29 protein-coding genes and 1 pseudogene are annotated in these 26109 nt (G+C 27.2%); 1 reads left to right on the top strand and 29 read right to left on the bottom strand.

The window, feature by feature from the left end; genetic code table 11:
• Positions 1 to 115 precede the first annotated feature (115 nt).
• The 8 genes and pseudogenes from ABDZ93_RS12710 to ABDZ93_RS12675 form a co-directional block, all read right to left on the bottom strand.
• Positions 116 to 886, bottom strand: a pseudogene (locus ABDZ93_RS12710) (GNAT family N-acetyltransferase).
• Positions 887 to 1212: 326 nt separating this feature from the next.
• Entirely contained in the window at positions 1213 to 1635 is a 423-nt protein-coding gene (locus tag ABDZ93_RS12705) for a hypothetical protein (RefSeq protein ID WP_343826783.1), read from the bottom strand.
• Between the two features lie 28 nt (positions 1636 to 1663).
• Entirely contained in the window at positions 1664 to 2101 is a 438-nt protein-coding gene (locus ABDZ93_RS12700; RefSeq protein WP_343826782.1) for a GNAT family N-acetyltransferase, read from the bottom strand.
• Between the two features lie 22 nt (positions 2102 to 2123).
• Entirely contained in the window at positions 2124 to 2624 is a 501-nt protein-coding gene (locus ABDZ93_RS12695) for an NAD(+) diphosphatase (RefSeq protein ID WP_343826781.1), read from the bottom strand.
• A gap of 44 nt (positions 2625 to 2668) precedes the next feature.
• Complete coding sequence (locus ABDZ93_RS12690) at positions 2669 to 3868, bottom strand: DNA glycosylase AlkZ-like family protein (protein WP_343826780.1); 1200 nt, start codon at positions 3866 to 3868, stop codon at positions 2669 to 2671.
• A gap of 98 nt (positions 3869 to 3966) precedes the next feature.
• A complete protein-coding gene (locus ABDZ93_RS12685) occupies positions 3967 to 4515 on the bottom strand; it encodes a 2'-5' RNA ligase family protein (protein ID WP_343826779.1) in 549 nt (182 codons plus the stop codon).
• Between the two features lie 149 nt (positions 4516 to 4664).
• Positions 4665 to 5174, bottom strand: a complete 510-nt coding sequence (locus ABDZ93_RS12680) for an NUDIX domain-containing protein (RefSeq protein ID WP_343826778.1) — start codon at positions 5172 to 5174, stop codon at positions 4665 to 4667.
• A gap of 456 nt (positions 5175 to 5630) precedes the next feature.
• The gene (locus ABDZ93_RS12675) at positions 5631 to 5888 is read right to left on the bottom strand and encodes a hypothetical protein (protein WP_343826777.1); all 258 of its coding nucleotides are present in this window, start codon (positions 5886 to 5888) and stop codon (positions 5631 to 5633) included.
• Positions 5889 to 6441: 553 nt separating this feature from the next.
• Here ABDZ93_RS12675 and ABDZ93_RS12670 point away from each other — a divergent pair.
• Complete coding sequence (locus ABDZ93_RS12670) at positions 6442 to 6618, top strand: DUF6440 family protein (RefSeq protein WP_343826776.1); 177 nt, start codon at positions 6442 to 6444, stop codon at positions 6616 to 6618.
• A gap of 412 nt (positions 6619 to 7030) precedes the next feature.
• Here the strand turns inward: ABDZ93_RS12670 and ABDZ93_RS12665 are convergent, their stop codons facing one another.
• The 21 genes from ABDZ93_RS12665 to ABDZ93_RS12565 form a co-directional block, all read right to left on the bottom strand.
• On the bottom strand, positions 7031 to 7201 hold the full coding sequence (locus ABDZ93_RS12665) for a transposase (RefSeq protein WP_343826775.1): 171 nt from the start codon (positions 7199 to 7201) through the stop codon (positions 7031 to 7033).
• Between the two features lie 408 nt (positions 7202 to 7609).
• Positions 7610 to 9250 carry an ABC transporter ATP-binding protein gene (locus ABDZ93_RS12660; protein ID WP_343826774.1) on the bottom strand — a complete coding sequence of 547 codons (1641 nt, stop codon included), beginning with the start codon at positions 9248 to 9250 and terminating at the stop codon, positions 7610 to 7612.
• A gap of 515 nt (positions 9251 to 9765) precedes the next feature.
• The gene (locus tag ABDZ93_RS12655) at positions 9766 to 9936 is read right to left on the bottom strand and encodes a hypothetical protein (RefSeq protein WP_343826773.1); all 171 of its coding nucleotides are present in this window, start codon (positions 9934 to 9936) and stop codon (positions 9766 to 9768) included.
• 95 nt (positions 9937 to 10031) lie between these two features.
• Positions 10032 to 10748: a hypothetical protein gene (locus ABDZ93_RS12650; RefSeq protein WP_343826772.1), complete on the bottom strand. Its 717-nt coding sequence runs from the start codon at positions 10746 to 10748 to the stop codon at positions 10032 to 10034.
• A gap of 15 nt (positions 10749 to 10763) precedes the next feature.
• Positions 10764 to 11624 carry an ABC transporter ATP-binding protein gene (locus ABDZ93_RS12645; RefSeq protein WP_343826771.1) on the bottom strand — a complete coding sequence of 287 codons (861 nt, stop codon included), beginning with the start codon at positions 11622 to 11624 and terminating at the stop codon, positions 10764 to 10766.
• A gap of 88 nt (positions 11625 to 11712) precedes the next feature.
• Positions 11713 to 13020 (bottom strand): radical SAM protein, encoded by a 1308-nt coding sequence (locus ABDZ93_RS12640; protein WP_343826770.1) that lies wholly within the window; start codon positions 13018 to 13020, stop codon positions 11713 to 11715.
• 11 nt (positions 13021 to 13031) lie between these two features.
• Positions 13032 to 14546 (bottom strand): radical SAM protein, encoded by a 1515-nt coding sequence (locus tag ABDZ93_RS12635; RefSeq protein WP_343826769.1) that lies wholly within the window; start codon positions 14544 to 14546, stop codon positions 13032 to 13034.
• Positions 14547 to 14657: 111 nt separating this feature from the next.
• The gene (locus ABDZ93_RS12630) at positions 14658 to 14807 is read right to left on the bottom strand and encodes a cyclic lactone autoinducer peptide (RefSeq protein WP_343826768.1); all 150 of its coding nucleotides are present in this window, start codon (positions 14805 to 14807) and stop codon (positions 14658 to 14660) included.
• 27 nt (positions 14808 to 14834) lie between these two features.
• Complete coding sequence (locus tag ABDZ93_RS12625) at positions 14835 to 15449, bottom strand: accessory gene regulator ArgB-like protein (protein ID WP_343826767.1); 615 nt, start codon at positions 15447 to 15449, stop codon at positions 14835 to 14837.
• 96 nt (positions 15450 to 15545) lie between these two features.
• Positions 15546 to 16859: a sensor histidine kinase gene (locus ABDZ93_RS12620; protein WP_343826766.1), complete on the bottom strand. Its 1314-nt coding sequence runs from the start codon at positions 16857 to 16859 to the stop codon at positions 15546 to 15548.
• An 11-nt stretch (positions 16860 to 16870) separates the two neighbouring features.
• Complete coding sequence (locus ABDZ93_RS12615; RefSeq protein WP_343826765.1) at positions 16871 to 17599, bottom strand: LytR/AlgR family response regulator transcription factor; 729 nt, start codon at positions 17597 to 17599, stop codon at positions 16871 to 16873.
• Between the two features lie 790 nt (positions 17600 to 18389).
• Positions 18390 to 18917, bottom strand: coding sequence for an NUDIX domain-containing protein (locus ABDZ93_RS12610; RefSeq protein WP_343826764.1), 528 nt, complete (start codon positions 18915 to 18917; stop codon positions 18390 to 18392).
• A 407-nt stretch (positions 18918 to 19324) separates the two neighbouring features.
• Positions 19325 to 19681 (bottom strand): hypothetical protein, encoded by a 357-nt coding sequence (locus ABDZ93_RS12605; RefSeq protein ID WP_343826763.1) that lies wholly within the window; start codon positions 19679 to 19681, stop codon positions 19325 to 19327.
• A gap of 44 nt (positions 19682 to 19725) precedes the next feature.
• Positions 19726 to 21003, bottom strand: a complete 1278-nt coding sequence (locus tag ABDZ93_RS12600) for a S8 family serine peptidase (RefSeq protein ID WP_343826762.1) — start codon at positions 21001 to 21003, stop codon at positions 19726 to 19728.
• A gap of 242 nt (positions 21004 to 21245) precedes the next feature.
• The gene (locus ABDZ93_RS12595) at positions 21246 to 21431 is read right to left on the bottom strand and encodes a DUF4177 domain-containing protein (protein WP_343826761.1); all 186 of its coding nucleotides are present in this window, start codon (positions 21429 to 21431) and stop codon (positions 21246 to 21248) included.
• A 144-nt stretch (positions 21432 to 21575) separates the two neighbouring features.
• Positions 21576 to 22280 (bottom strand): class I SAM-dependent DNA methyltransferase, encoded by a 705-nt coding sequence (locus ABDZ93_RS12590; RefSeq protein ID WP_343826760.1) that lies wholly within the window; start codon positions 22278 to 22280, stop codon positions 21576 to 21578.
• 86 nt (positions 22281 to 22366) lie between these two features.
• Entirely contained in the window at positions 22367 to 22807 is a 441-nt protein-coding gene (locus ABDZ93_RS12585; RefSeq protein ID WP_343826759.1) for a GNAT family N-acetyltransferase, read from the bottom strand.
• A gap of 158 nt (positions 22808 to 22965) precedes the next feature.
• Positions 22966 to 23496, bottom strand: a complete 531-nt coding sequence (locus ABDZ93_RS12580) for a GNAT family N-acetyltransferase (RefSeq protein WP_343826758.1) — start codon at positions 23494 to 23496, stop codon at positions 22966 to 22968.
• 112 nt (positions 23497 to 23608) lie between these two features.
• The gene (locus ABDZ93_RS12575; RefSeq protein WP_343826757.1) at positions 23609 to 23929 is read right to left on the bottom strand and encodes a hypothetical protein; all 321 of its coding nucleotides are present in this window, start codon (positions 23927 to 23929) and stop codon (positions 23609 to 23611) included.
• Positions 23930 to 24084: 155 nt separating this feature from the next.
• Positions 24085 to 24930, bottom strand: a complete 846-nt coding sequence (locus ABDZ93_RS12570) for a GNAT family N-acetyltransferase (RefSeq protein ID WP_343826756.1) — start codon at positions 24928 to 24930, stop codon at positions 24085 to 24087.
• Between the two features lie 111 nt (positions 24931 to 25041).
• Positions 25042 to 25935: an AraC family transcriptional regulator gene (locus ABDZ93_RS12565; RefSeq protein WP_343826755.1), complete on the bottom strand. Its 894-nt coding sequence runs from the start codon at positions 25933 to 25935 to the stop codon at positions 25042 to 25044.
• Between the last annotated feature and the right edge of the window lie 174 nt (positions 25936 to 26109).

Genomic DNA, 26109 nt, shown 5'->3' with positions numbered 1-26109 from the left:
TATCAAGTAAAAATGGAAGTTTGTCAACTGAACTTAACATTTAAATGTGCATAAAAGTCATATGGATGAATGAACTACACAGGTTTGTACTTGGTATATATTAAATTTAAGTTTGTTAAATAAAATATACCCAGTATTCCTTGTCCACGTTATATCCCAATTTTTGTGCAAGTGACACAGAAAGTAAATTTGAAGCATCCCATTGAGGATATAGCCCTCTTTCCATACATTCTAATATAACTTTAGAAGCACAAGCTAGTGCTAGCCCTTTTCTTTTATATTCTGGTTTAGTCTCAATGGTAATATCAATAGCTCCTTCACAATAACTATAGGAAGATGCTCCAGAAATAATTTCACCATCTTTCATAACAACATAACCGACTCAATATTTTAAGTAATGATCTAGAGATAAAAAATTAGAACAAAAATCTGCTGTCCAATATTGCTCTAAAGCTTTATAATATACCTCCTCATTAATTCTTATTGGTAGGAATTCATGTTGCACTGCCATAATATATTCATTGAGTCTACTCTTGTCAAACACATCTGGCTCTCTTTTCATAGAATAACGCTTATATTTTTTGAAAGTTTCATGAAAGTTATTTTCAATAAATTTATACCAAATAGAATTATAAGAAATAATTAATTTTCCTTTACAATTTTTTGATAAAATCTCTATAATTTCAGATTCCTCATTAGTATCTATGTATCCAATTAGTATACAAAAATCTGCAATTACAAGTATTCCTGTAGTTGGATTTGTTTTTTCGTTAACCCAAGCAAATCCATCAATTACTCCTTGAAGATAACTTTGAATATCAACATTATCCTTTGGTAAATCTAATTGGTTTAATAAATATAAATCTTTTTTTACTAATTCTATCATTTTGTAATCATCCTCTCAGGTTTTTAAAGTTATATCAAATTCTCATATGAGTTGACTTTATTGCTATATTGAGATTTTAAAATAGCACACAACTTTAAATTATAGCTAAAGTTATGTGCCTCAATATCGCAATTAATTAGTTGCTAAAAGTGCTCCTGTTAATTTTTAAATTTTATAGTTTATAGATTTATTTTAAATATAAAAATTATTAAAATTTATATCTTTACTTAATAATGAATTAATGCAGGAGCAACAAACTCAATAATAATTTATAAATATATACATACTTTCTACACTCCCTATTTTCTTTTATCATCCTCTTTATTTCATATATCACAACCTCTAAGATATGGAATTGAATCATAATTACTTATCAGATTATCTTTATCAGTAGAGGTTTCTTTACTTACCTTTTCACCAGAATCATCCTTAGACTCCATTAAATCATTTATGTATAAAGCATCTCCTATAGTTAGGCATTTAACTTTTGCCAATATTTCTTTTGATGCAGCTTTTGCTGGAATACTTTTAATACATTTAGGTGGATTTTTACCATCACTAATATAAAGTTTTATCATGCCACCTTCAAGTTTATATTCTATTTTTCCTTTACTTTTACTTGATATATTAAACTCACTATTACTAGAATTTATGTCCTCTGTTATCTTAAAAAATTTTTCTTCTGTATTTTGTTTTTTATTCTTACACCCATAATTTTTTATAATAAGGTTATTTAAATTAATTTTCATTATGAATACTATCCTTTCCTTTATAAACTTAATAACTCTTTCTAAATCCCATATGCGATTTAAAACTATTTCTTTGATAAAAGTCGTCAGCACTATCCGTTGAAAGCAAATCTAATCTTGCATGTGGACATAAATTATGACATATACCAAGTAATGCTTTTCCTATGCCCTTTCCTCTATAACTATTATCAATTATAATTTCAGCTATATAAGTAGTGATTTCTCCGTCTGTTAATGCACGAATTAATCCAACTATTATGTCTCCATCTAATGCGACAAGTGTAATATTAGAATTTTCCCATGCCTTTAATGCATCTTCTGATCTTTTTAAGAATGTCATCCATCCTTCTTTTTCATATAATACTTGAATAGCAGAAAAATCAGTTTCATTAAATTCTCTAATATAAATTCCTTTTGGTAATTTTACTTGTCCAATTAACTCTTCTGATAAAGTAAGTTTATTCATAAAACCCCTTCTTTCGTAGCATTTATAAGTTTAGCAATTTGATTGAGTTATCAAAATGAATACCAGACATATTGTTAACTCTTGCAATATATTTATTAACTTCATCAATATCACACCACATAATATCATCAACTTCATTAGAATTATTAAATGGTTTTGCCTTAACAAAAGCAATGAATCCAGCCATTATTAATTCCTTAGGTTTAAAGTAGTAACTTTCTACATACTTCATTTTTTCAACTTGCTGACCTGTTTCTTCTAAAACTTCTCTTATTACTGTTTCCTCCAATGTTTCACCATTGCTAACATACCCAGAAACTACTCCCCAATAAGTTTTAGAAATATAATTTTGCTTCAATAGCAATATCTGATTATTTTCATTAATAACTAGAACTTCAACACAGCTTGCAGGGCCATCAAAATATGGTCTATCACAATCTATGCAATATCTTATTAATCCTTCATCCCCAATACTTTTTTCATCTAGCTTTTTCCCACATATAGGACAATAAATAAATTTCATAGGTTCATTCCACTCCTTTGATTATTAAAATCATCCTTTATAACTTATTTTTTGTATGATTCTTCTGCTAGTCCATCTGCTTTCAAATACTTGCAAAACCGCTCAAAACATTCCCTCATAGCTTCTATATCAGTATCTTTTACTTGATAGTTCTCTTCCCACCACCAATTTTTTATTATCAATGGTTCATTTCCTCGATGCATTTCTGGTTCAAATCTTGCCACCAGTTGATCTCCATATAAAACAGGCAGTACGTAATATCCATACTGTCTCTTTGAAATAGGCTTATATACTTCCCAACTATATTCAAAGTCAAAAACATCTTTTATTAATTTTCTATCCCAAATAAGATTATCAAGAGGAGCTATAAAATTTGCCTTTTTATCAATATTAGAATTAAGATTATCTAACATTGATGTATCTTCAGCCCTTATATAAAAAGCTTCATTCAGTCCCTCTACTTTTACAAGTATAAGCTCACCATCTTCTAGTAGTTCCTTTAATATTTTCTTTCTAAGGGTTTTATCAGATACAAAATGACCGAGCCATCCTCCGCCACTTCTATCCCAGTAGATTCCTGTGCTTCCTATTCTTCTTTTGAAATACCACTTATAAAAATCATTATCATCATCAAATGTATCTTTCATTTCTAGTATCTCTGTAGGTAGTAGATTTTCCACCAAGTCATAGATTTTCTGAGTATTCTTCTTTTCTTTAATACCTAAAATTCCGCTATTCCACATATAGTCCATGGTAGCACTAGAAAGCTTACCATGGCCCCAAACTCCACTTTCTACGCGTCCAAACTCTAGCTTTGAAGGTAAGGTAGCACCATTTTTCTCTATATATTCTTTTGCTGCATTAACATAGTTAATTGCTTCAATTGAATTCCTATGATTCAATACTCTCTCAATCTCTTCTTTTCTCCTTAATCTCACTCTTTCAAAATAAGGCCAATCATTAACAGAATAGATAGCCATCATTTTATCCCAACCATCTATGAGCTCATTTTTATTATAAAGAAGAGTTTCTAGCATCATAGGGTTATAGTTTTCAATTCTGGACTGAAGCACCAAATCAGCATTTCTCCCTACCATATTTAAAGGATCATATTGTATGCACCCTACTCTATTTATAAAATTTTTAATACCCTCTTCACCATTAAAAGATTTTGGTGAAGATAAACCCTGATACATCACCAGGAATTTCCTCAATTCGCCCTTTGACATAGTAATTTTTTTCATATGACTTCCTCACTAAAATTTTTATTTATTATATTTTCAATTTTAAGGCTAGATTTTAAAATAAACTTCCCTAATAAAACTTTTTATAATAATTATAATTACATAGAAGTATTGAGCTTATGAGGTTTTATTTCTTTTACAGGCATTACAATTTCAACAAAACCAACTTCTTCATATCTACTGTTTGGAAAAACTTCATAGTTTTCAATTACATATTTTGTAGCTTTCCCTAATGCTGATTCTTTATCTTCACTTCCCAGCATAACGGCACAATGAGGTACCCATTGTCCAGCTGTGTAATATTCCCAACCAGTATAATCACAAAATGCAAAGGTTTCGTGTACATTTTTGTGTAAAGCAATCAATTCATCACATACAACTGGTGCAAGATATACAGTTCTAGTGTTATTAAACACTCCAATACTAGAAAGTAATGCAGGAAACGATTTTGTATCCTCAGCAATTTCTTTTAATAGCTTGTCACACTTCTCAATATCAATATCATTAAATATAGCTATGGTAATATGAGGACGAGTCTTCCATTCTAAATATTTTTCGCTGATTCCCTCTCTTGCAATTCCTTTAGCTAATTTGAGAATTTTTTCTTCTGTCTCCTTGTCAAAATATAATTCTATTGCATATTTCATGCTAATTCTCCTCCAATATATAAAGATAATTTATTATAAATCTGGCTATGAATTTCATGTTATTCAAATATCAAAACTGTTGAAATCCCTGGTATCACAACAAATAGTTAAATAGTTCCATATATACATAGTTATAAATTTATATTACTTTATTTAAAATTTAAAATATTTTCTTTAACATATGACTCCATGATTATTCTATATTCTTCTGGTCTGTAGTCCATGGATTTTATCAAATTAATCATCTCTTCAGCTGAAATAAATTTAATATCATCTAACTCTGACTTTTGTATTGTTAAATCTGAAATATTAATATCTTTACATAGTACAAAAATATCAATGAAATGATTATATTTCTCCCATAGAACTCTTTTTATAAAAGCTATATTATCTATCTTTATACCTAATTCTTCATCAATCTCTCTAATAATAGCTTCTTTGCTTGTTTCTCCAGCCATAACATGTCCCATATGAATATCCCATCCACCAGGTAAGAACTGTTTTGTTTTTGCTCTTTTCTGAATTAAGAATTCTCCCTTTGAGTTATATATATATGCATGTGCGCCTAAATCATATTGTCCCTCTAAAAGCTCTTCATCTTTTGGTGCTATTTTACCACTTCTACTACCATCCCTATTTAAGATATCAAAATACTCCATTCTTACTTATCTCCCTATGTAATCTAATAACATATTTTTTCAACTTTTAATTTTTTATTATTTTCTCAGTAAATACTTTTTAAAGGCTTCTTATAAATTACAATATAGTTACTAGTACTTAATCCTTTTGTTATTAATCTTAAGTTTGTCACTTCAATCTTGCTGTCATACTATGAGAATAGCTTTTGCGCTGACTTTATATCTATAGCTATAAATTCATGTAACCCAACACCTTCATTACTCATATAAATACCTCATAAGCATGGTTTCATTGTAACATTTATTTTAATGTTATGTATATATTTTATATATAAGTTAATTTATTCTACAGGAAAAAGCAAAGTGGTTACTTCCAAATGGAAGTAACCACTTTTATAATTTTTCTAGAAAATATCTGGTATATCTATATTAGAAGCTATCAATAATATTGTCGCATAAATTCTTATTTTTCTATTTTCATACGAAACTCATATTTAAAATTTTACACATATATTTTAAAAAGATACCCTCTTCTAAATTTAAGACACTTTGGTAATCTTCCCTACTAAGTTCATTTTTAGGTTCAGGGCGCATTGTAGCCCGCCTTTTATCCTCAGATATTTCATAATCTTTGCACCATCTTTCATAGGTTCTCTTACTGATACCAATAGTTTCACATACTTGGATTAATCTATCACCATTTTGACTCGCTTCACTAATTAAACTTAATATCAATTTGCGAGCTTCAAGACTTATTAATCTTCCTCTTCTTCCCCTAAAATAGCATTTAACTTTTTTCTCATTACCAATAATGCTGTTGTTTCAGCTAGTGCCTTATCTTTAATTCTAATCTCTTTAGATAGTTCTTTTGACTTCTTTTTTCTCCTTTCAGCTCTTCTACAATTGATGAAAAAAAGAAAAATTCTATAAAAGTAATGATGTTATAGCATGGATGAAAACACCAAAATTCCATAATAAGTGATTCACAATTCAAATGAATAGTGAGATAACCAAGAGGTAGGACAACTTTGCATCCTTATATAATTGTTCTTTGAAAACTAAACAATATAATGTTATAAACTACTTGTCTTAATATTTATTATATGGTACTATTTGGATATACAGATGCGTAATTGTAAGTTATTGTGCAGCAACTATAAATTAATTATCAAGATGCAATCTTCTTATAGTTTGTGTATATTCTAAAAATACCATATATACAATATTGTATAATCTGACGTAATAACTTATAAAGAGCATTAATAGTTTGAATATAGGAAGTGAAATTATGAAAAAAGACAAAAGGTTTGAAATTGTATCTACACAAGGAACTATAGAAAGTTATAGAGTAATAGTTGATAAAGAAACTGGAGTAAATTACCTATATGTTAGTAATGGGACTTCTGGCGGACTGACAGTGCTATTAGACTCCCAAGGAAAACCTATTATAGGAGAAGATAAATAACAACTTTAAGTAGTTAATTTTATGAACAACTTTCTTATAAGACGCAACAGCTACAAAATCAAATAATTTCTTAAAACACCGTAATATTCAAATCTGAATTTTATGGTGTTTTTGCGCGTTATACAGACAGAAAGCTAATTGTAGGTAAGCGTCAAAAATTTGACGTCTTTATTGTTCTAATTCATGGACCTATGTAAATAACTAGGCACAAAAAGTCGTACGATATTAAGCTGATTTTCTTAGTTTCTCAAATTCGATTGGTGTCATACAATTAAGTCACTAGATATTTTCTTTTTCAAGAACTGTATTCTTAGTACTATAAGGTTTATATTTCTTTACAACTATGGAGCATATATTTAAAGCTTTCATGTGTCTTTAAACTCTTTTTATACTGCAAGGAATCCTAGCAGCATTAACCTTTACTGGTGATAGCTTTTTTTATCCAGCCATTCATAGTTGATTTTGATACGCCATATTCACTTTCCAATTCTGATAGGGATTTATTTTCCATATTATACAAATCCACTATCTGTTGTTTAAATTCTTCAGTATATTTCTTCTGTGATATATTTGAACATCTCATTCATATTAATTATATTTTACTTTCCTCAACTTTTCGTGTCCACAATTATATACTAGCACCAAATTGACATTATCCAATTCTTCAGGACACACTTTGACGCTTACATTTTATTTATATTATACCTCCTATTAAATGGTAAAGAATAACTGATAAAACGGCAATGGTATAAATTGCATTTACCATTGCCGTTTTTGTTCCGTTGCTACAGAGTCTCCAACTTGCATCTACTTTAAGGATGAGAGTCCTGTTTGAGAAAAATCTAACAACACTTATATCAGATGTTTTATTGTAGCCATAACAACATCACTAAGATTACTCAGAGATAACCTTTTCTCCTGAAGAATATTTAGTCTCACAAATCGTTAATGTAAAGTAATGATTTATTAGATCAGCATAAAAGTTAGTATTTTACTTCTTCAAATAAAGTACTTTATTTGTAAACTCTATTCCTTCTTCTTGATGAGAAATAATAATTATTATATTAGCAATATTTTTCTCCCTGAGTATTTCAATCACTACTTCCCTAATTTCTGAATCTAAGTTTGATGTAGCTTCATCTAATATAATAATATCTTTATAAGTTATTATAGCTCTTAAAAACGCAATAATCTGAGTTTGACCACCTGATATTCCTATACCATTTTGACTGATTTCTGTTTCTAAACCATTATCAAAACTGTTTATGTATTTTTCTAAGTTATATTCTTTAATTAAATCAATTATATCTTCCTTTTTCTTATCAGTATTCCCATATAATATATTATCTAGAACACTTCCTTTAAATAAAAATATACTTTGGGATACAACCCCTATTTTTTTTCTTATACTTCGCTTATCTATTGTAGAATATTTTTTATTATTAATAAAGATTTCCCCTTCTACTGGGTCATATAAGCCTAAAAGAATTTTTATTAATGTAGATTTACCTGCGCCATTTTCTCCTTTTATAAATAGTCTGTCTCCTTTATTAATGACGAAATTTAGATTACTAATGACATTTTGTCCATTAGCATCATATTTAAACATCAAATTCTCAATATTAATGGTTTCAATTTCTTCCTCAATAATTTCAGTTCTATTTTCATTTTCATCTGTAGACTCTAAAAATTCGTAAATCCTTTCAATGCTAACACATACCGGGTTTAGTGTCATTCCTAAATTAGCAAAAGACATTGTACTTCCAAATACCTTACCCATATAGGTTGAAAAAGCTACATATATTCCAATAGTTATTTCCCCATTTAAAATCAATATACCTGAAAATAACAACATAATCAACATAGCTAAATTATTTACTAAAGTGAGATTCTCCATAAAAAATAGAAGCTGACTGCTTTGTTTTATTCCATTCTTAACCATAGATTTCAACTTATTTTTAAATTTAGCTAGTTGATGTTCCTTCCCATTTAATATCTTTATCTCCTCCAAGCCATTTAAGACTTCGTAAGTTTCCCCACTTAAAACTGCTGAAGTTTCTAGTAGTATTTCTGTACTTTTAGTCAATTTTTTAGAGGATGATTTTACTGAACAATAGTAAATTGGAATTAAAATTAAGGCTGCAATAGTTAATTTGTAGCTTAGAGCAGTCATCATAATGAGTGAGAATATCAAAGTAAAAATGTTTATAAAAATATTTACAAAATCAGGAGAAAACAATCTTCCTACACTTGAACATTCAGAAATTCTGCCTAATACGTATCCCTTTTCATTTTTAGACAAAAAACTCATAGGCAAATCAATTATTTTATTCATCATGGACATTCTTATTTCATTTACTATAAAATTTTCTGTTTTTATAAAAAGCTTTTTAGAAAATATTGATATTCCATACTGTGCTACATAAAATAAAAACAAAATAGAAATAATCTTGTATAATTCAACATATTCTCCATGATTCAGTAAAATATTATCTATTATATAACCAGTTAAATAGGGCACAGGTATATATATTAGTGAACAGAGAATCATACCTATTATGCCAACGATTAACCACGGTTTACAATTCTTAATATAAGGTTTTAACTTAATAATGCTTTTCAAATTTTCCATAAATATATTACCTCTAACATTCATTAATAGTACCATAGGAAACTCTCAAATTATTACTATTTCTTTGTCTATTTTTATAAAAAATGAGAATGCCCCATAACTTTTACCAAATTTATATTTGTATTATTAAAATAAATAATTATCGTCCAAACTATTACAATAGAATATTCTTAATTTAGTATTTAAAACACAATAACTTGCATATAAATATAAAAAAAGGGTATAATTAAATTATAGGTGTATTAATCGATATAATTTTTGATATAAGTTATAATGCTAATTACAGAAATTCTTTAGTTACGTTATATTACAAAAAAATTTATCAATATAAGTATTAAAAATAAATTAACTATATTGTTCTAGTGGTTTTGCTTAGTATTTGTTAAGTATTAAAAACAACAACTTCTTTGTAAGTTGTTTAATCGAGCTACAAAGAAGTTGTTTTTTTAGTAGTATTTTAAGTGCTCACTAAAACTAGTTATTCATTTTTTAATGTTAAGAAAATGAATACTATATTATAGTGTACCAGCAGCACCACCTGCTGTAGCAGCAGAACCACTTGCAGCAATTCCTAATGCAGAGCCAAGTCCAAGAGTTGCAGCGCACATTGCTATACAACCAAATCCACCTACGGATGCACAAGAAATTGCACAAATTGAAGGATCAACAGCTTGAATATTTGTCATAATCTCACCTCATTTCTATATATTATTTATAAAAATTCTTACGTATACCCCAATTCATTTGAAAAGTTCGGAGTATAAGAAGAAGATTTAACAACTTAACTTAATCCTAATTTCCATTTTTCTTGCTTGCCTATAATTTTAGCAAATACGTAATTCAAAACTAATGGAACTAATATTATTACTGGAATATATATATTATTTACTAGTATAGGTGAAGAAACCATAGTCATGAATATCCATGTACCGAAAGTTAACGACATAGTATAAATTAAGGTAATAATCATATTATTCTTAAAGTACCAAAACAAAAATGAAAGAATCAGAACTAATGAATATGATATTATTGGTCCTATAATCATATATGTTATGATTCCCTTTAGTGATAGGACCATAGGTAACTTAAATACAATTTTTATCATTAAAATATCTAAAATCAAAATTAACGTATATGCTATATATCCAACAATAAAGCTTAAATAAGTTTTAGAATGCCAAATATCTTTAGCACTTATTCCTAAGGAAATCAAAATAATTATGCTTTTATTTTTCTTTTCCTTTTGTATACTCCTATTCATTGTAGAGTTTGACATAAAAGTAATGCATATAATTGATAAGGAGACGAGAGATAAATTTATCATCTGTGTCATAAATTCAACTTTATTGCTACCTACACCTTCAAATAGATTTTTAAATCTACCTAACACTAGGTATTGCTGAATAATACACATACAAGCTAATGCTAAAAAATTTATTAAGAATGATCTTAATTCCTCTTTACCTTCCTTTATCATAAAATTTTTTAACGTCTTCAAAGTCATTACCTCCAATTATTTATTAATAATGTTTAAATATAATTGTTCAAGACTTACTTTTTCTTCACATAAATCTATTAGTTTTAATTTACTATTTTGAAGTTTTTCTAAAATTCTTTCCTTTTCCTTCTTATTCCCTATACTTATTTCAAATAAATTATCAGTAGGATTATAATTTCCTACACCCAATATCTTCTTTATATCTTCTTCGCTATAAATTGTATCAAATTGTAGTTTTAATTTTGAATAAAGGTTATTTCTATTTCTAATAACTTCTGTAGTATCATCTAATAAAATTTCTCCATGCTTTATTATAGCTATTCTAGTACAAATGTCTTCTAATTCCTTTAAGTTATGTGAAGTTATTAATATACCCATTTGCTCTTTTTCTTGTTTAATAATATTTAGTAATTGAATCTTTGCTTCTATGTCTATTCCATCAAATGGTTCATCTAAAATTAATAGTGCCGGCTTATTTATTATAGCTCTAGCAAAAGCTAATCGTTGAATCATACCTTTAGAAAAAGTTTTGATTTTATCATTCCTTTTATCATATAAATTAACTTTCTTTAGAACTTCAGCTATTTTTTCTTTAATCTCATTTTTAGAACAGTTAGAAATAAGTCCTAAAATAAATGCTAAATATTCTTCTGCAGTTAATAATTCGTAAACACCCGACTCTTCAATCATCAAACCAATAAATGGACCTATTTCTTCAAAGTTTTTTCGTACATCTTTACTTAATATTGTTATGGATCCACTATCTTCATTGTATAAATTCAATATTGTTCTTATTAATGTAGTCTTACCACTACCATTTGGGCCAATAAGAGCAACAATATCACCCTTATTAATGTTTAAACTTAAGTTATTCAACACTACTTTATTTCCAAAAGATTTTGAGATGTTTTTCACTTTCAAAAGCTCATTAACCATATATATCAACCCTTTACTAATTTTTTACTCATACAACTTTAATAAATTCCGTAGCATCTATTTTAGAATAATCTATTTGCATATCATCTAGTAAAATATTACAAATTGTTTTTCTATAGCATGATTTATCAATTGCATAACAATCTAGACAAAAATATCTCAACGAACAATTTTTGCAATTTTCTGTATCATTTTTATTTTCATTCCAATAATCGTATAACCTAGTATTAGATAAGGCATTATAAATATTCTCTCCATCTTCACCTATATCACCCAAGTATTCCCTAATTTCACAACAAGGTGTTAATTTATGATTAGAATTAATACAAAACGTTCCATATAAACATCTATTATGGGATTTGTTCCAAAAAAATTCTTTTGGAGAATTAAGTTTTGGTATAAATTTTTTACTATATTTTATTAATGCTAAAGTTTGTTGATCATCTTCATCTATTAAATTAGAAACCGATACCTTTTTATTATATTTTTCTCTAATAGTATTTATAGTTTCAACAGATTGTGTTTGATTTTGACTTAACACTTGAAAAGTAATATTAAAATCTATATTATCTCTTATAAGCTTGTCCATTAATGAATTCTGTTCTCTTATTACATTTTCCATATAATGGTCAAAATCATATTTGTCTATAAATTGCTCTAATCCGAATAAAACTATTTGTAGCTCTACGAATTTATTACTTAATAATTTGACTAATTGTTGATATTCTATTCCTAACCCATTAGATATTATTTTTAGCTTAATGTTTTTGGGAGAAGAAATATTATTTATAATAGCCTCTAATATATCAACTTTAATTAATGGATTTCCACCTTTAATAACTAATTCATTTATATTTAATGGTTTTAATTTTTCTATAATGTTTAGAATCTGTTCTTGTTCTATTATGTTTTCATCTTCATGATTTTGAAAGCAAGATACACATCCTTGCCAATTCTTCAGATTTTCTTTGTTACAAAAATCACAGTTTAAATTGCACTGGTTAGAATAATTTAATATCACTTTGTTAAAAAATGGTGGTGGTTGAATAAGATTAAGTAATTTTTCAGAAGTATTAAACTTAAATTTTTCTATATGAGTTTTTTTATCTGCAATACATCCAAGATTCAATTTTTCTAATTTAAATAAAATTTCATCTAGATATTGTTTATTATTTTTATAGTAAGTATATTCTTCAATTTGATTATTTTCCTCACAATACTTAATAAATTCTCCTGCTTCTTTATTTAAAATATAAACAATATTTTCTTTTAAATTATATATGGAAATATTTTCCCCTAGAATTAATTGACACAAACTATTTAATCTAAAAAACATAAATTTCTCCTTTACGAATAAATTAATTGAAATTCTGAAACACGAAGAGCATCTTCAAGAAAATCAAATTCTATGCTTGGGTTTTCTTCTAAAATTGTGGTATATTTCGAAAGTGTCTTTATAATAAACTCTTTTTCTTGTTTACATCTAGACATATTATGCTTAAATGTATTATCACTTTCAAAATGCATAAAACAAAATGGACAAAATTTTTGTATAGAGCAACCATTGCATTTAGAAACAATCTCTTCTTTATATTTATTTATATATTCAACAATTTTTTTGAAATCTAGCCCATTATTCAAATCGCCTATAGGATTCTTCCCATTTACTTTTTCGCATATATCAATATTACCATTCCATCCAATATGAATCTTGCGTCCTATCATACAAGTACCTGTAGAAGGCAGTATATTTCCTCTTATATCATGAAATCTTTCACGTACAGCAATTCTATTAAATTTAGGGCCTATTAATGATAGAAGGTACGTGCTACATTCTTCTCTTCTTTTTAATTTATCATTATATTTATTTTCTAGAAAATCAATATTTTCTTCAAAGTATTGACTATCTGTTTTATCAAATTGATCATAATATTGAGTATTTACATTTGACACCATGTTAGTGAACAAGTGCCCTGGTATAATTTTAGAAATTTCACCATTTTCAAAAAAAGTATCTGCTTTTTTTAAGTCAGTATTTAAGTCAAATACTGAAGTAATTCCTATTTGTGTATTAAAGTAATTAGGATATTTTTCTCTTATCATATTTAAATTATTTAGAATAGTTTTAAAACTACCGTTGCCACCTCTAGTAACTCTTCTTTTATCATGTTCTTCTTGATCACCATCAATACTTATTGCTAAAGTTACTTTATTCTCTGCTAAGAAACTAACTATTTCTTCATTTAACAACAAACCATTAGTTGTTAGTGAAAAAATGTATTTTTTATTTTTAAATATTTCTTTTATGTAGTTAATAGAAAATTTTATAACCTCAAAATTCATTAGGGGTTCTCCTCCGTAGAAGGTAAATGCAAAATCTTTTTTTGGATTTGTAATAAATTGTTTAGAAACTATACTATAAAAGTAATCAATTGATTTTTTAGCAGTTTCTTTTGTCATATAATTATTTGTGTTAGTTTTTGTTAAGAAATAATTATCAGAAAATATACAATACTTACAACTTAAGTTGCAATTATCTGTAACTGACAACATCAATTGACTCACTTCATTTGTGACTAATGCTTCGAATTCTTCAGTATGTTCCAAACTTTTCTGCTCAATATCCTCTCTAAAAAATGCACCATTAACTTTATACCAAAATTCAATTTCTTTAACAATTTTATCTATATTTCTTATATCTTTAAAATTATTTATTATATTTTGTGGAAGTTCCCCTTTGTGCATTAAGTTTAGAACCTCATCATGAATATCACTCCAGTTTAATATATGGCCTGTCACATCATCGTACAGGTATTCATTACCATTTGATGAGCGAAATCTTAAAACAACTTCTCTATTCATAGTTAGCTCCTTTCAAGAAATATTTTTATAATATAAATTTTATAATCAATATTTACGATTTACGACAATTAACTTATATGTAAGTTAATTGTTGTAACAAATATTTTGCTATTACTTATTAGATGTTTTAGAAATTTCTCTTAACTTTTCTGGCACTTTAGGTTGATACATAGCTCCCAAACAAGCATTATTAGCACCTGTCTTTGCAGCTAAAATAACCCCAAGAGCAATAATTTTTAAACCTTTTTTATTTGTATTCATATGAAAATCCCTCCTACACTCATATATTTAAAATATTAATGTACATGCTTCTATAAAACTACCAAACGCTGCTACAGTACAATAATTGATTAAATTATTATCTATAAAATAGATACCTAAAATAATTAACGATTGAATAAAAAATGTGATTATACTGTTTCTTCTATGTTTCTTTTTTTCCATACTGCTTAATGGTTTATTCTGTGTATCTGAAGGAGCATATTTTAATATAAGAATAAATGTGATAGCCATCAATAATATAATAATTGTTATATTATTAATAATCATTATGTTATTGCTAAGTAAAATAACTCCTTGTGTCAATATATTGAATAAAACAAAGCATCTTACAGGTGTTTTAGCATGATAGCCACCTGCATTTATCCTAAGCAAGCAAAAGAAAATTATAAAAATTATAGTATCAGATAACCAATTAAGCAAAAGTCCTATAAGCAGTGTTCCTATTATATCTAGAGATGTTATAAAAATTACTTCTAATCCATAAATACAAATTTCGTAATCATCAAACTTTACAACATCATTTTTAACTAATATCTTAGATATTTTAACAGCTAATTTATTTATCATTTTTAATCTAACCTTATCTTTTTTTAATATAGGCTTGTCCTTTAACAATTTCATCTTATAACACTTTTATTTAAATTTAAACCCTCATTGCATATTTTAACCTTAAAATGTAATAATTGGATATATTTTATCTAATTAAGTAAAAAGAGATTACAGTTTTCCACTGTAACCTCCAAGAGCTATATTAAGTAAAAATTTATTTTCACTTTCTTCTATTTTCAATAATCCATTATATTTATTTACAACATATTCTATATTCTTAAGACCAAATCCATGATTTTCTCTATCATTTTTAGTTGTTATATACTCATTATTTTTCTTTAAACTACATTCTCTTTTTGAATTAGTAATCTTAATAATTAAATGTTTCTTCTCCATATATATTTTTACACTAATAAACCCATCTTCTAAATTGTCACACGCATCCAAAGCGTTATCTAACGCATTTCCTAATATCACTGATATATCAATAGGTTCAATATTTAATTTCTTTGGTATATCCACATCAATATCTATCTTAATATTCTTTTTTTTAGCTAGATATAGCTTTAAGTTTAAAATAGATTCTATTATTGGATTGTCTATGTTTACTATATTATTAATATCCTGTATATCACCAACTATTTCTTTTATGTATCCTTCTAATTCATAAATTTTATTCATTCTCACAAGCCCGTATATACAACTTATATGATTATTAAAATCATGTCTCTGAGCTTTTAATTTATATATCAGTTCCTGCATCCCTATAATAGAACTTATCTGTCTCTTATATTCTCTATCTTTCATATTCCATTCTATTTCCCTAAAAGAATATTTAATTATCGCCTCGACAAGTTTTATAACTGATACAGTAAATATAATTATAGCTAATGTAATTATATATACTACTATACTATTTTGCTCCACAAAACTTTTCTGCTTGTATACATTAAATACCATAAACATAAAAAAAATATTAAATACTGATATTACTATCAGTTCGTATATGTATATTTTTCTAAGATTACTATGCACTATTTTCATATTCATTATAAACCTTAGAACAAAATAAACTATAATTCTACTTAAAATAGTACCTATGATTCTGTATATGCTACCTATAAATATCACATCAGGTGTAACATTGAACATTATTGTGATAATATTTATTACTACAATTTCATCAAAACATAGCAAAATAAAATACAATATTATACTCAATACTAATTTAATGAAGTTACTATTAAGTATATATGAATATACAACTATGTTAAAAATCAATAAAATAATAAGTCCATAATAACTTCCAGCATCAGTATATATATTAACAAGCTGATAAACTACAGCCTGAAAAAATAAAATTAATGTAATTTTATTTTTAGACTTTATTTTACTTTGAAAAAAAATACTAATATACATATAAAGCAAAAATGCTTCAACAATATTTACTATAAACTCATAAATCCCCAACGTAAAAGTCATGTAAATACCTCCTAACCAAATAACTGCTTAGCTAATACATCTTTTGTATCCCTAATACAACTTTTACTTACAGGTATATACTCATTTAATTCCTCTATATAAATTTCCTGATTCTTATATCCAGATATTTTATCATTATTTACAATAAAACTCTGATGACACTGCATAAAATAATTCATATCTATATCGTCTTTCAAAGTTTTAAATGATCCATAAAATTCTATATTATAATTCTTACAAATCACGTTTATTTTTCTTAAACATTTCTCAAAGTAATATATATCCGTATACTTTATACGCTCTATTATTCCTTTATTTTCTATTATAAATTCCTTATCTTTCTCTTCAATATAATATCTAGCATTCAAACTATTCAATACCTCATAAAATAAACTTTTAAATTTCTCATAAGATAAAGGTTTTATAATATAATGAAATGCCCTGATTTCAAAAGCATTAAATGCATAATCTTTAAATCCTGTAACATATACAATAACTGCTTTATTATACATTTCTCTCAATCTACAACCCAATTCTATGCCATTTAGTCCAACCATCTCAACATCTAGGAAAAACACATGTACTTCCATATGTTTTATTTTATCTAAAAGTTCCTGTCCACTATTAGCAGTTATTATAGTGAAATTTTTTTTAATTTCACTATTAGTTTCTTTTATATAATCACTTATAATATTTACTTGAATCTGTTTATCATCACATAAAGCTATAGTATAATCCATCCTAATTCCCCCTAAATCAAATTATTAAATGATATAAGAAATTATAAATTACGGTTATTGCCCCTTATAGTTTTGAAATAACAAAATGGTTTTATGATTACTTATAAAACCACTATTTTTGACTTGAATCCATTAAGTTACCGATTTCTAGGTGTATCGCCGTACGCCCTTTTTTACAAATTTATTTAACTATATAACTTTACACTCTTCAAAATCTTCTGTTGCGGAAAATATCAGTTCTTATTAAAACTCTTGAATTAAGCCGTCCAAACTTTTTGTGTTCAAGGGTTTGTTACATTTTTTGAATATATAAACACTGATTATCTTCTATTTATAAAATTTTCAAGCAAATCTAACTTTATTTTCATTTTCTAACTTTATTTTACTACTAATTACCCTAAATTTCAATATTTTGTATCCTTAACAATTTCTTTTAATAGCTTGTCACACTTTTCAATATCAATATCATTAAATATAGCTATGGTAATATGAGGATGAATCTTCCATTATAAATATTTTTCACTAATTCCCTCTCTTGCAATTCCTTTAGCTAATTTAAGAATTTTTTCTTCTGTCTCCTTGTCAAAGTATAATTCTATTGCATATTTCATACTAATTCTCCTTCAATATATAAAGATAATTTATTATAAATCTGGCTATGAATTTCATGTTATTCAAACATCAAAATCGCTGAAACCCTTGGTATGACAACAACTATTTAAATATTTAAATAGTTAAATAGTTACATATTTGTATAGTTTCATATATAACTATTTTCATATATAAATAGTTATATATTTGTATTACTATATTTAAAGTTTAAAATAATTTCTTTAACATACGACTCCATTATTATTCTATATTCTTCTGGTCTGTAGTCCATGGATTTTATCAAATTAATCATCTCTTCAGCTGAAATAAATTTGACATCGTCTAACTCTGATTTTTGTATTGTTAAATCTGAAATATTAATATCTTTACAAAGTACAAAAATATCAATGAAATGATTATATTTCTCCCATAGAACTCTTTTCAGAAAAGTTATATCATCTATCTTTATACCTAATTCTTCATCAATCTCTCTAATAATAGCCTCTTTACTTGTTTCTCCAGCCATAACATGTCCCATATGAATATCCCATCCACCAGGTAAGAACTGTTTTGTTTTTGCCCTTTTCTGAATTAAGAATTCTCCCTTTGAGTTATGTATATATGCATGTGCTCCTAAATCATATTGTCCCTCTAAAAGCTCTTCATCTTTTGGTGCTATTTTACCACTTCTACTACCATCCCTATTTAAGATATCAAGATACTCCATTCTTACTTATCTCCCTATGTAATCTAATAACATATTTTTTCAACTTTTAATTTTTTATTATTTTCTCAGTAAATACTTTTTAAAGGCTTCTTATAAATTACAATATAGTTACTAGTACTTAATCCTTTTGTGGTTCGTCTTAAATTTGTCACTTGAATCTTGCTGTCATACTCTGAGAATAGCTTTTGTGCTGTCTTTATATCTATAGTTATAAAATCATGTAACCGAACACCTTCATTACTTATATAAATGCCTCCTAAGCATGTTTTAATTGTAACATTTATTTTAATGTTATGTATATATTTTATATATAAGTTAATTTATTCTACATGAAAAAGCAAAGTGGTTACTTCCAAATGGAAGTAACCACTTTTATATTTTTTGAATAAATATCAAGTATATCTATATTAATAAATCTCTAAGAATGATGTTATCTTTCCATCAGTATGACAGTCTTCAAGAAGTCCAAACTCTGGGTCATAAAATTTACCTTTATGATGTACTACCCAATGTGTATACTTTGGCATGTGTACTGTCAAAATTGCTACTTCAGAAATCTTAGGGTTCTTTTTAGATAATCTTACATTTTTATCAGCATGTTTAATGTTATAAAAATCAAGAGCTTCAATTAACTGTCCAATAGATGTTGGTCCATGCGTATGCATAATTTTAATAACTTCATCAACTGATACTCCCGCAAGCATAGCTATGCACGCTTGTCCACATGCACATGGGTTTGGTTGCATTATTAATTTTATACTCATTTTCTTACTCCTCCCTAATGTACAAGGACTTAATATTAATATTCTTATTCAAAACTAGAAATTAATTTTTCAGGGTTTATTATTTTCCCCTTATATTTTTCTGTTCCTTTTTCTATTTGTCTGCTATCTCCTGTCGCAAGAGCTTGTTTCCAAAATTCTTCTGGCGTAATATCTGGTTTTACTTGACAAGCTAAAGCATAAAGTCCAGCAAGATAAGGCATACACCAGCTCCATCCACCTTCTCTATAAAATACATAATCCTTCTCTCCTGTAGGACTAGCTACTGTTTTAGAATCAATAGGGATGAGTAGTAATTCTTCTGGTTTGTCCGAATTAAATTTCTCTTCATAATACTTATTAAGTTCATCAATATGCTCTATTTTCGATACCCACTTATTCCATTCTGTAACTTTATAATTAGAAATATCATCTTTATCTGCAAGGGAATCTATATCTAATCCATGGAAATAAAACTTATCCTCATATGTGTCAAACATATTTACTGTTATAACAAATATATTTTCTTTAATTGCTTTTTTAATTGCTTCTATAAATTCGTTATATCCCTTACTTTCAGGCTTGCATCCTGCTGATATAGATAGAACTCGTATCTTATCATCCTTTGGCAAGGATTGGTTTACTTCAATAATTCTTTCAATTGCTTTTGCTGTCCAAGAAAAGTCTATTTCCATTTCACTATCAACAACGTTATAGTTTTCGGATGCTATAAAATACAAATCTGCTTCCGATGCAACTCCAGTATTCTTTCCAGCTGCAATAGATGCCACTGCTGGAGCATGCATCTGTGCTTCTTCTGGTTCATAATGAATTTCTTCATACATCTTCACTCTATCATAGTATTCTTCATGATTCACTAAAAGAGAATAATCAATAAATGCTATGTTTATGCCCTTACCAGTTATACCTCTTTCATGAAGTCTTTTTATTTCAAGACCAGGATTTTTATGAAATTCTAAAAAGCTTTCAGGGTTAAACTCCTCTGGAAGTTTATCAGGCCATTTTGTTTTACTATCAAACACTGAATTTAAAAGCCTGTCTTTCTCTCCAGATAAGTCAATGTTCTCAAGGTCATATCCTCTTAAATCACTACTATTTTTTCCCCACTCATCTTTGAGTTCTTCAATTTTATTTATACTCCCTCTTCCAAAATCAGCCATGTACGGAAATCTTTCAATTTTTACCTCTTCTTTAATATTATCATTAGTAGAAGTTGTTTCTTTGTTATTAACTTTATTATTGCAGGCAGTGATATTTATTACAAATACTGCTACCAACAACACTATTACTAACTTTCTTTTCATTTAATATCCAACCTTTCATTTTTTACTTTTCTCTAACTTCAATAAATATAATTTTTAGTTATTTATACATATTGTAACATATATTCAAATGGTATACTTATATTTTGTCAAAGAATAACTCCTTATAGTAAATGCTATTTTTTAATTTTTATTCACCCTAACCACAAAACAAAAATACCATAAAATTCATTTTTAAATTCCATGGTATCTCAATAAATCACTTGGTTATATAGATGTTGTCTTTATTCTTCAATTTCACGTTCAAATATAATTTCATAATCTGTAGGTTTTCCGTAAGAATTATAATAAGTAGGTAATACTTGTACTAACCTCCAACCTTCTTTAGCATATTTATCTATTATTTCATTATGATTACCTTTCGTAAAAAAGCCATCTAAAGTTGCTTCGACATATTTATACTCATACATGTAAGTCACCTCCATTGTAAAATAGTCATAAACATCCATCTTCTTTAACTGCTTCAGTTCCATATCTTAATCCATTATAATTGTTGGAAATGGCAAGTTCAAATTCAAATATACTTTTTTCATAATCAGTTCTTTTGAAATGAATTAACCTTTTTTGACTACATAAAATATTTTATATGCCTTATCATCAATTGTAGATAACCTGAAATCTTTATACCTATTCATTATTTCAAAGTCAGAATTTATAAGAAACTCATCCATTTCTTCAACAGTATATGCCCTTTGAATATGTGTTTCACATTGATTATCACCAAAGTCAAAGACAGTTTTACCTATTTTACTTACCCTATCATATTCTAATATTTGTTTAAATTCTATATTATCAAACTTTCTATCAATTATTCCAAAATGTCTTTCTTCATATAAAACTGGAGTATTAATATCAAATATAAAAATTCCGTTATCCTCTAAATGCAAAAAAACATTTTTTAAAGCTTTTTTCATGTCTGAATCCGTTACTAAATAATTTAGTGCATCAAATGCACAAGTTATAAGTTGAAATTTTTTATTTAAGGTGAACTTTACCATATCTGCAACTGCAAATTCTATTCCCGTTGTAGTCTCCTTTGCTACATTAATCATCTCTTCTGAAATATCAATTCCACTAACTTCAAAATTTTCATTATATAATTTTGATGCCAATATACCTGTCCCACAAGCAACATCTAACACAGAATTAATATTTAGATTGTAAATATTAATTACATTGTAAATTAAATCACCATATTTAATACTGTCTTTTCCCCAGCCTTTTTTATAAAGCTTTGCTAATTTTTCATAAGGTTTCATTGATTATACTCCCCCTTTTTACTTTACAATATAATCTACAGATTGTTAATAAATCTATGTATTGTAAATTATAAATATAATTGACTCTATAAATCTAAAGCCATAATTATTTCATCTTCATCTACTTCTCCTGTATGATAAAATCCTAACTTGGTATAAAGATTTTTAGCAATAATATCACCATCACAGTAACATAAAACTATTCGATTGTATTTTCCATTATTTCTCATAAGTTTTATTGCTTTAGATACAGCTTCTTCTCCATATCCCTTTCTCTGAAATCTGCAATCAATCATCATTTGATCAAACACAAAGGCTTGTACTTCATCACACTCTCTATACATTAATAACCCTACTATTTCACTATCATTATATATTGCTTTAGCTTGACTTCTTTGAGAACTAAAAGCATAAGCCTTTGCCAAAATCCCAACGTTTGAACATACATACTGTTGCTGTTCTTTTTCCACTTCTAGTGATTTAACTTCTCTCCAATTTTTCTCCGTAACTTCTTCTAAATATATCATCAAACTCCCTCCCTAGTATTCTCCATAAATAGTAATCATAATAAAATTATACCATATTATACTAAATACAAATCCATATATTTATATATATGGTAAAATTATAAAATAAAAAAATATCGTATACTCATTTCTGAATAATACGATATTTTATAACCTTATTATTTAATATAATACATGTTCAACTCTAAAGTGCTTCCACCATTACTTTCTACTTTATTGAATCCAACTTCTATTCCACCTAGAGCTTTAACCAACTGAATACTATTAGGATTACGACGATCTGCCTCATAAATAAAATAATCTAAATCCATATGTTCACGAAAAAAGTTAGTTAGACCAGTAATAGCTTCATACCCATACCCCTTACGTTGTTCATTCTTTCGTATCCATAAACCCACCTCAGGAGTCTTAGTATCTATCAGATGAATCTCTATACTTCCAATGAATTTATATTCCTTATCTAAAATACAACACACCAAATTTGTTCCCAATTCTTTAAGTTCTGTAAACTCATCAATAAATTTTATTGTACTATCTAGGCTTTTAAAAGGCTCTGGATACTGGTATTTTGTTATTTCATCATTAAATTCAGTAAAATAATCATATGCAAATTCTTCTGAAATAGGCACAAGAAGTAACCTACTTGTTTCTATATTAAATCCTGTTTCACTGATAATATCCTTTATCATTCTTACCTCCGTTATATCTGAAAAACCAAATATCTTACCTAACTCATTTATCTACACTAGAATTTTATCAACCATCATTTTTTTCTTCTTAACTATTTAGTTCAATTGTGTATCATAACTGTTTCAAGTCATTAACAGTCATTCCCTTTAATCTCGTACCATGGTTTTCACTATCAAAGTGAGCATTACTATGTTTGGGATACATAAATTCAATCATAGCGAAGTTTGCAATATCAACTAAAAATTCGGTATTACCAGTTTCTTTATACTTTTTTAATCTTATTTCGAGATTTTCAATTGAATTAATTAAACCCTCACCATAATTATTTTTTATAGGACCGTATTTATGATAACTGACAAACATTCTATTTTTTCTTAGTTTATCAAATTCTTCACTATATTCTGTTTGTAATACTTGTTCTATGTCATTCATAATTTCCTCCCTAAATCTGCTTCACTATCTTAGAAATGCATCATTTATAAAAATATCATGAACTATTTAATATTATTTATTTTCTCTTTTTATATTTACTTAATAACCATCACTACAAATAATTCATGTATTAAATTTAACAAGGTAACTAATATTTATTCATATGTATGCTCTGCAAAATAGGCAATTTCAACAAAATTATTTCTTTCGTATAGTCTTTTAGCACCAATATTAGATTTTGCAACTCGTAGCCTTATATTCTTAATAGATTTCTCCATACTCATATTTCTAATACAATGTGCTAATATATAGCCTCCATATCCTCTATTCTGAAATACTGGTTTAACAGCAATATCTGTTATATAATTATTTTCGAAGATATATGCACCTACTAATTCATCCTTTAGCCAAAATGAAGATACTTGGCCATCTTTATTTAAATCAATGAGCTTTTCATTAAATCTATTTTTATTTATAGCATAACTGTTTATTTGCCATCCATTATCTACACATAATTGATAATATGAGCTATCAAATAGATCAACAAATTCTTTCAGCATAGAATTTTCAAACCCTCTAACAGTTAAATTATAATCATTTAATTCAGGTAGCTCTTCTCCAACAAATTCAAGGTGATACCCTTCCATATCAGTTTTAAAACCTAATTTTTTTACTAAATCAATTATCTTTAAATTATTTCCATATACGTTAAAGCATATTTCCTTTGAATTTAATTTCGAAATATATTCGTTAGTTTTACTATTTATTACTTCTAAAACTTCCTCTATATTATCCTCATTAAGAAAAGAAGCATAAAAAATGCAGCAATCATCGCTATTAACCACTATAAATACTCCCTTATTTTCCTTTGTTACTATTGAATATAATGTCTCAACTTGATTATCATCAAAGGCTTTATTTACATAATCTTTTGCATGAGGAGATATATTACCTATGAGCATTACTATTTCTTTAGTATCCATTTCTACCAACCCTTCCATAATATATTTAATAATTAAAATACCGTATATTCATTTCTGAATACTACGATATTTTAATTAAATGGTTATCTATTTTTCACAGAAATTTTCAAGTTTAAAAGCTACAATCTACTATTTAGTAATAGGAATCCATATTTCACAAGTATAATCATCAGAATTTGTATCTCCTGGAGGATAAACCTCAATTTCATAATCAGCTACCCTCTTATATCCACATGTTGGAAACCATTCAGTTGTTATTCTTGTCCACATAGCATCAATTGGATGCTCCTTACCACTCAAGCTACCTCTTACAGTAAATATTGCCCATTTACTTGATGGAATAGTGTAGGTCTGTAAATCAGTTGAAACATTTACATCTCCTTCTGCACCAATTGCAAGTAGAGTTTCTCCATTCTCAAGTGTTTTTGTGAAACCCATCTGCCACATGGGAGCACGATAAAGGTTATAAACATTGCTAATCTTTTCATCAGTACCACCGTTTAAAAATTCTTCCCATACATTCCAAACTTCACCTGCAGTCTCTTTCCAGTCATTTTCCATAGTATTTGCCGATTGCCTCTTTATATGCTTAACCATCCCAACTAGATTTATGTCTTGTTTTTCTTCAATACGATATTCCATCTCTACATCTCCTTTAATTGAAATATGAAAAGTGATGAGTGGATAGGCTTTAAGCTTTACTCCCAAAGTGCGCGCTACCTTAGGAGTTACACCATGCATTCCTACGAAAGCACGAGTAAATGCATCAGGAGAATTATATCCATACTTCATAGCAATATCAATAACTTTTTCATTGCTACTTTGTAAATCTAATGCTGAAAGGGTTAATCTTCTACGACGAATATATTCAGATAGAGATATACCTACAACATAAGAAAAAACACGTCCAAATTGATGCATTGAGCAACAAGCAATTTTTGCTACTTCGTCATACATAATATCATCAGTTAAATGATTTTCAATATAATCTACTGTTGCTGTCATTCTCTCAACCCACTCCATTCTACATCCTCCTTTCGTATTTAATTGTAACAAATGAAATATTCTACTACCCTACATTATAAGTACAAATATGACGGCATGAATTAAATTTTAGAATAATGTAGTAAATAGTAGTAATACCAACACAATCATATTAATTCTTAATTATAATTTAATAAATAATAGAATAAAATT

Origin of the sequence: Clostridium subterminale, assembly GCF_039521425.1 — a bacterium.
In the GTDB taxonomy this organism is placed as follows: Bacteria; Bacillota; Clostridia; order Clostridiales; family Clostridiaceae; genus Clostridium_J; species Clostridium_J subterminale.
Note: the sequence above shows the minus strand (reverse complement) of the source record. Positions and strands in the feature narration are given on the sequence as shown.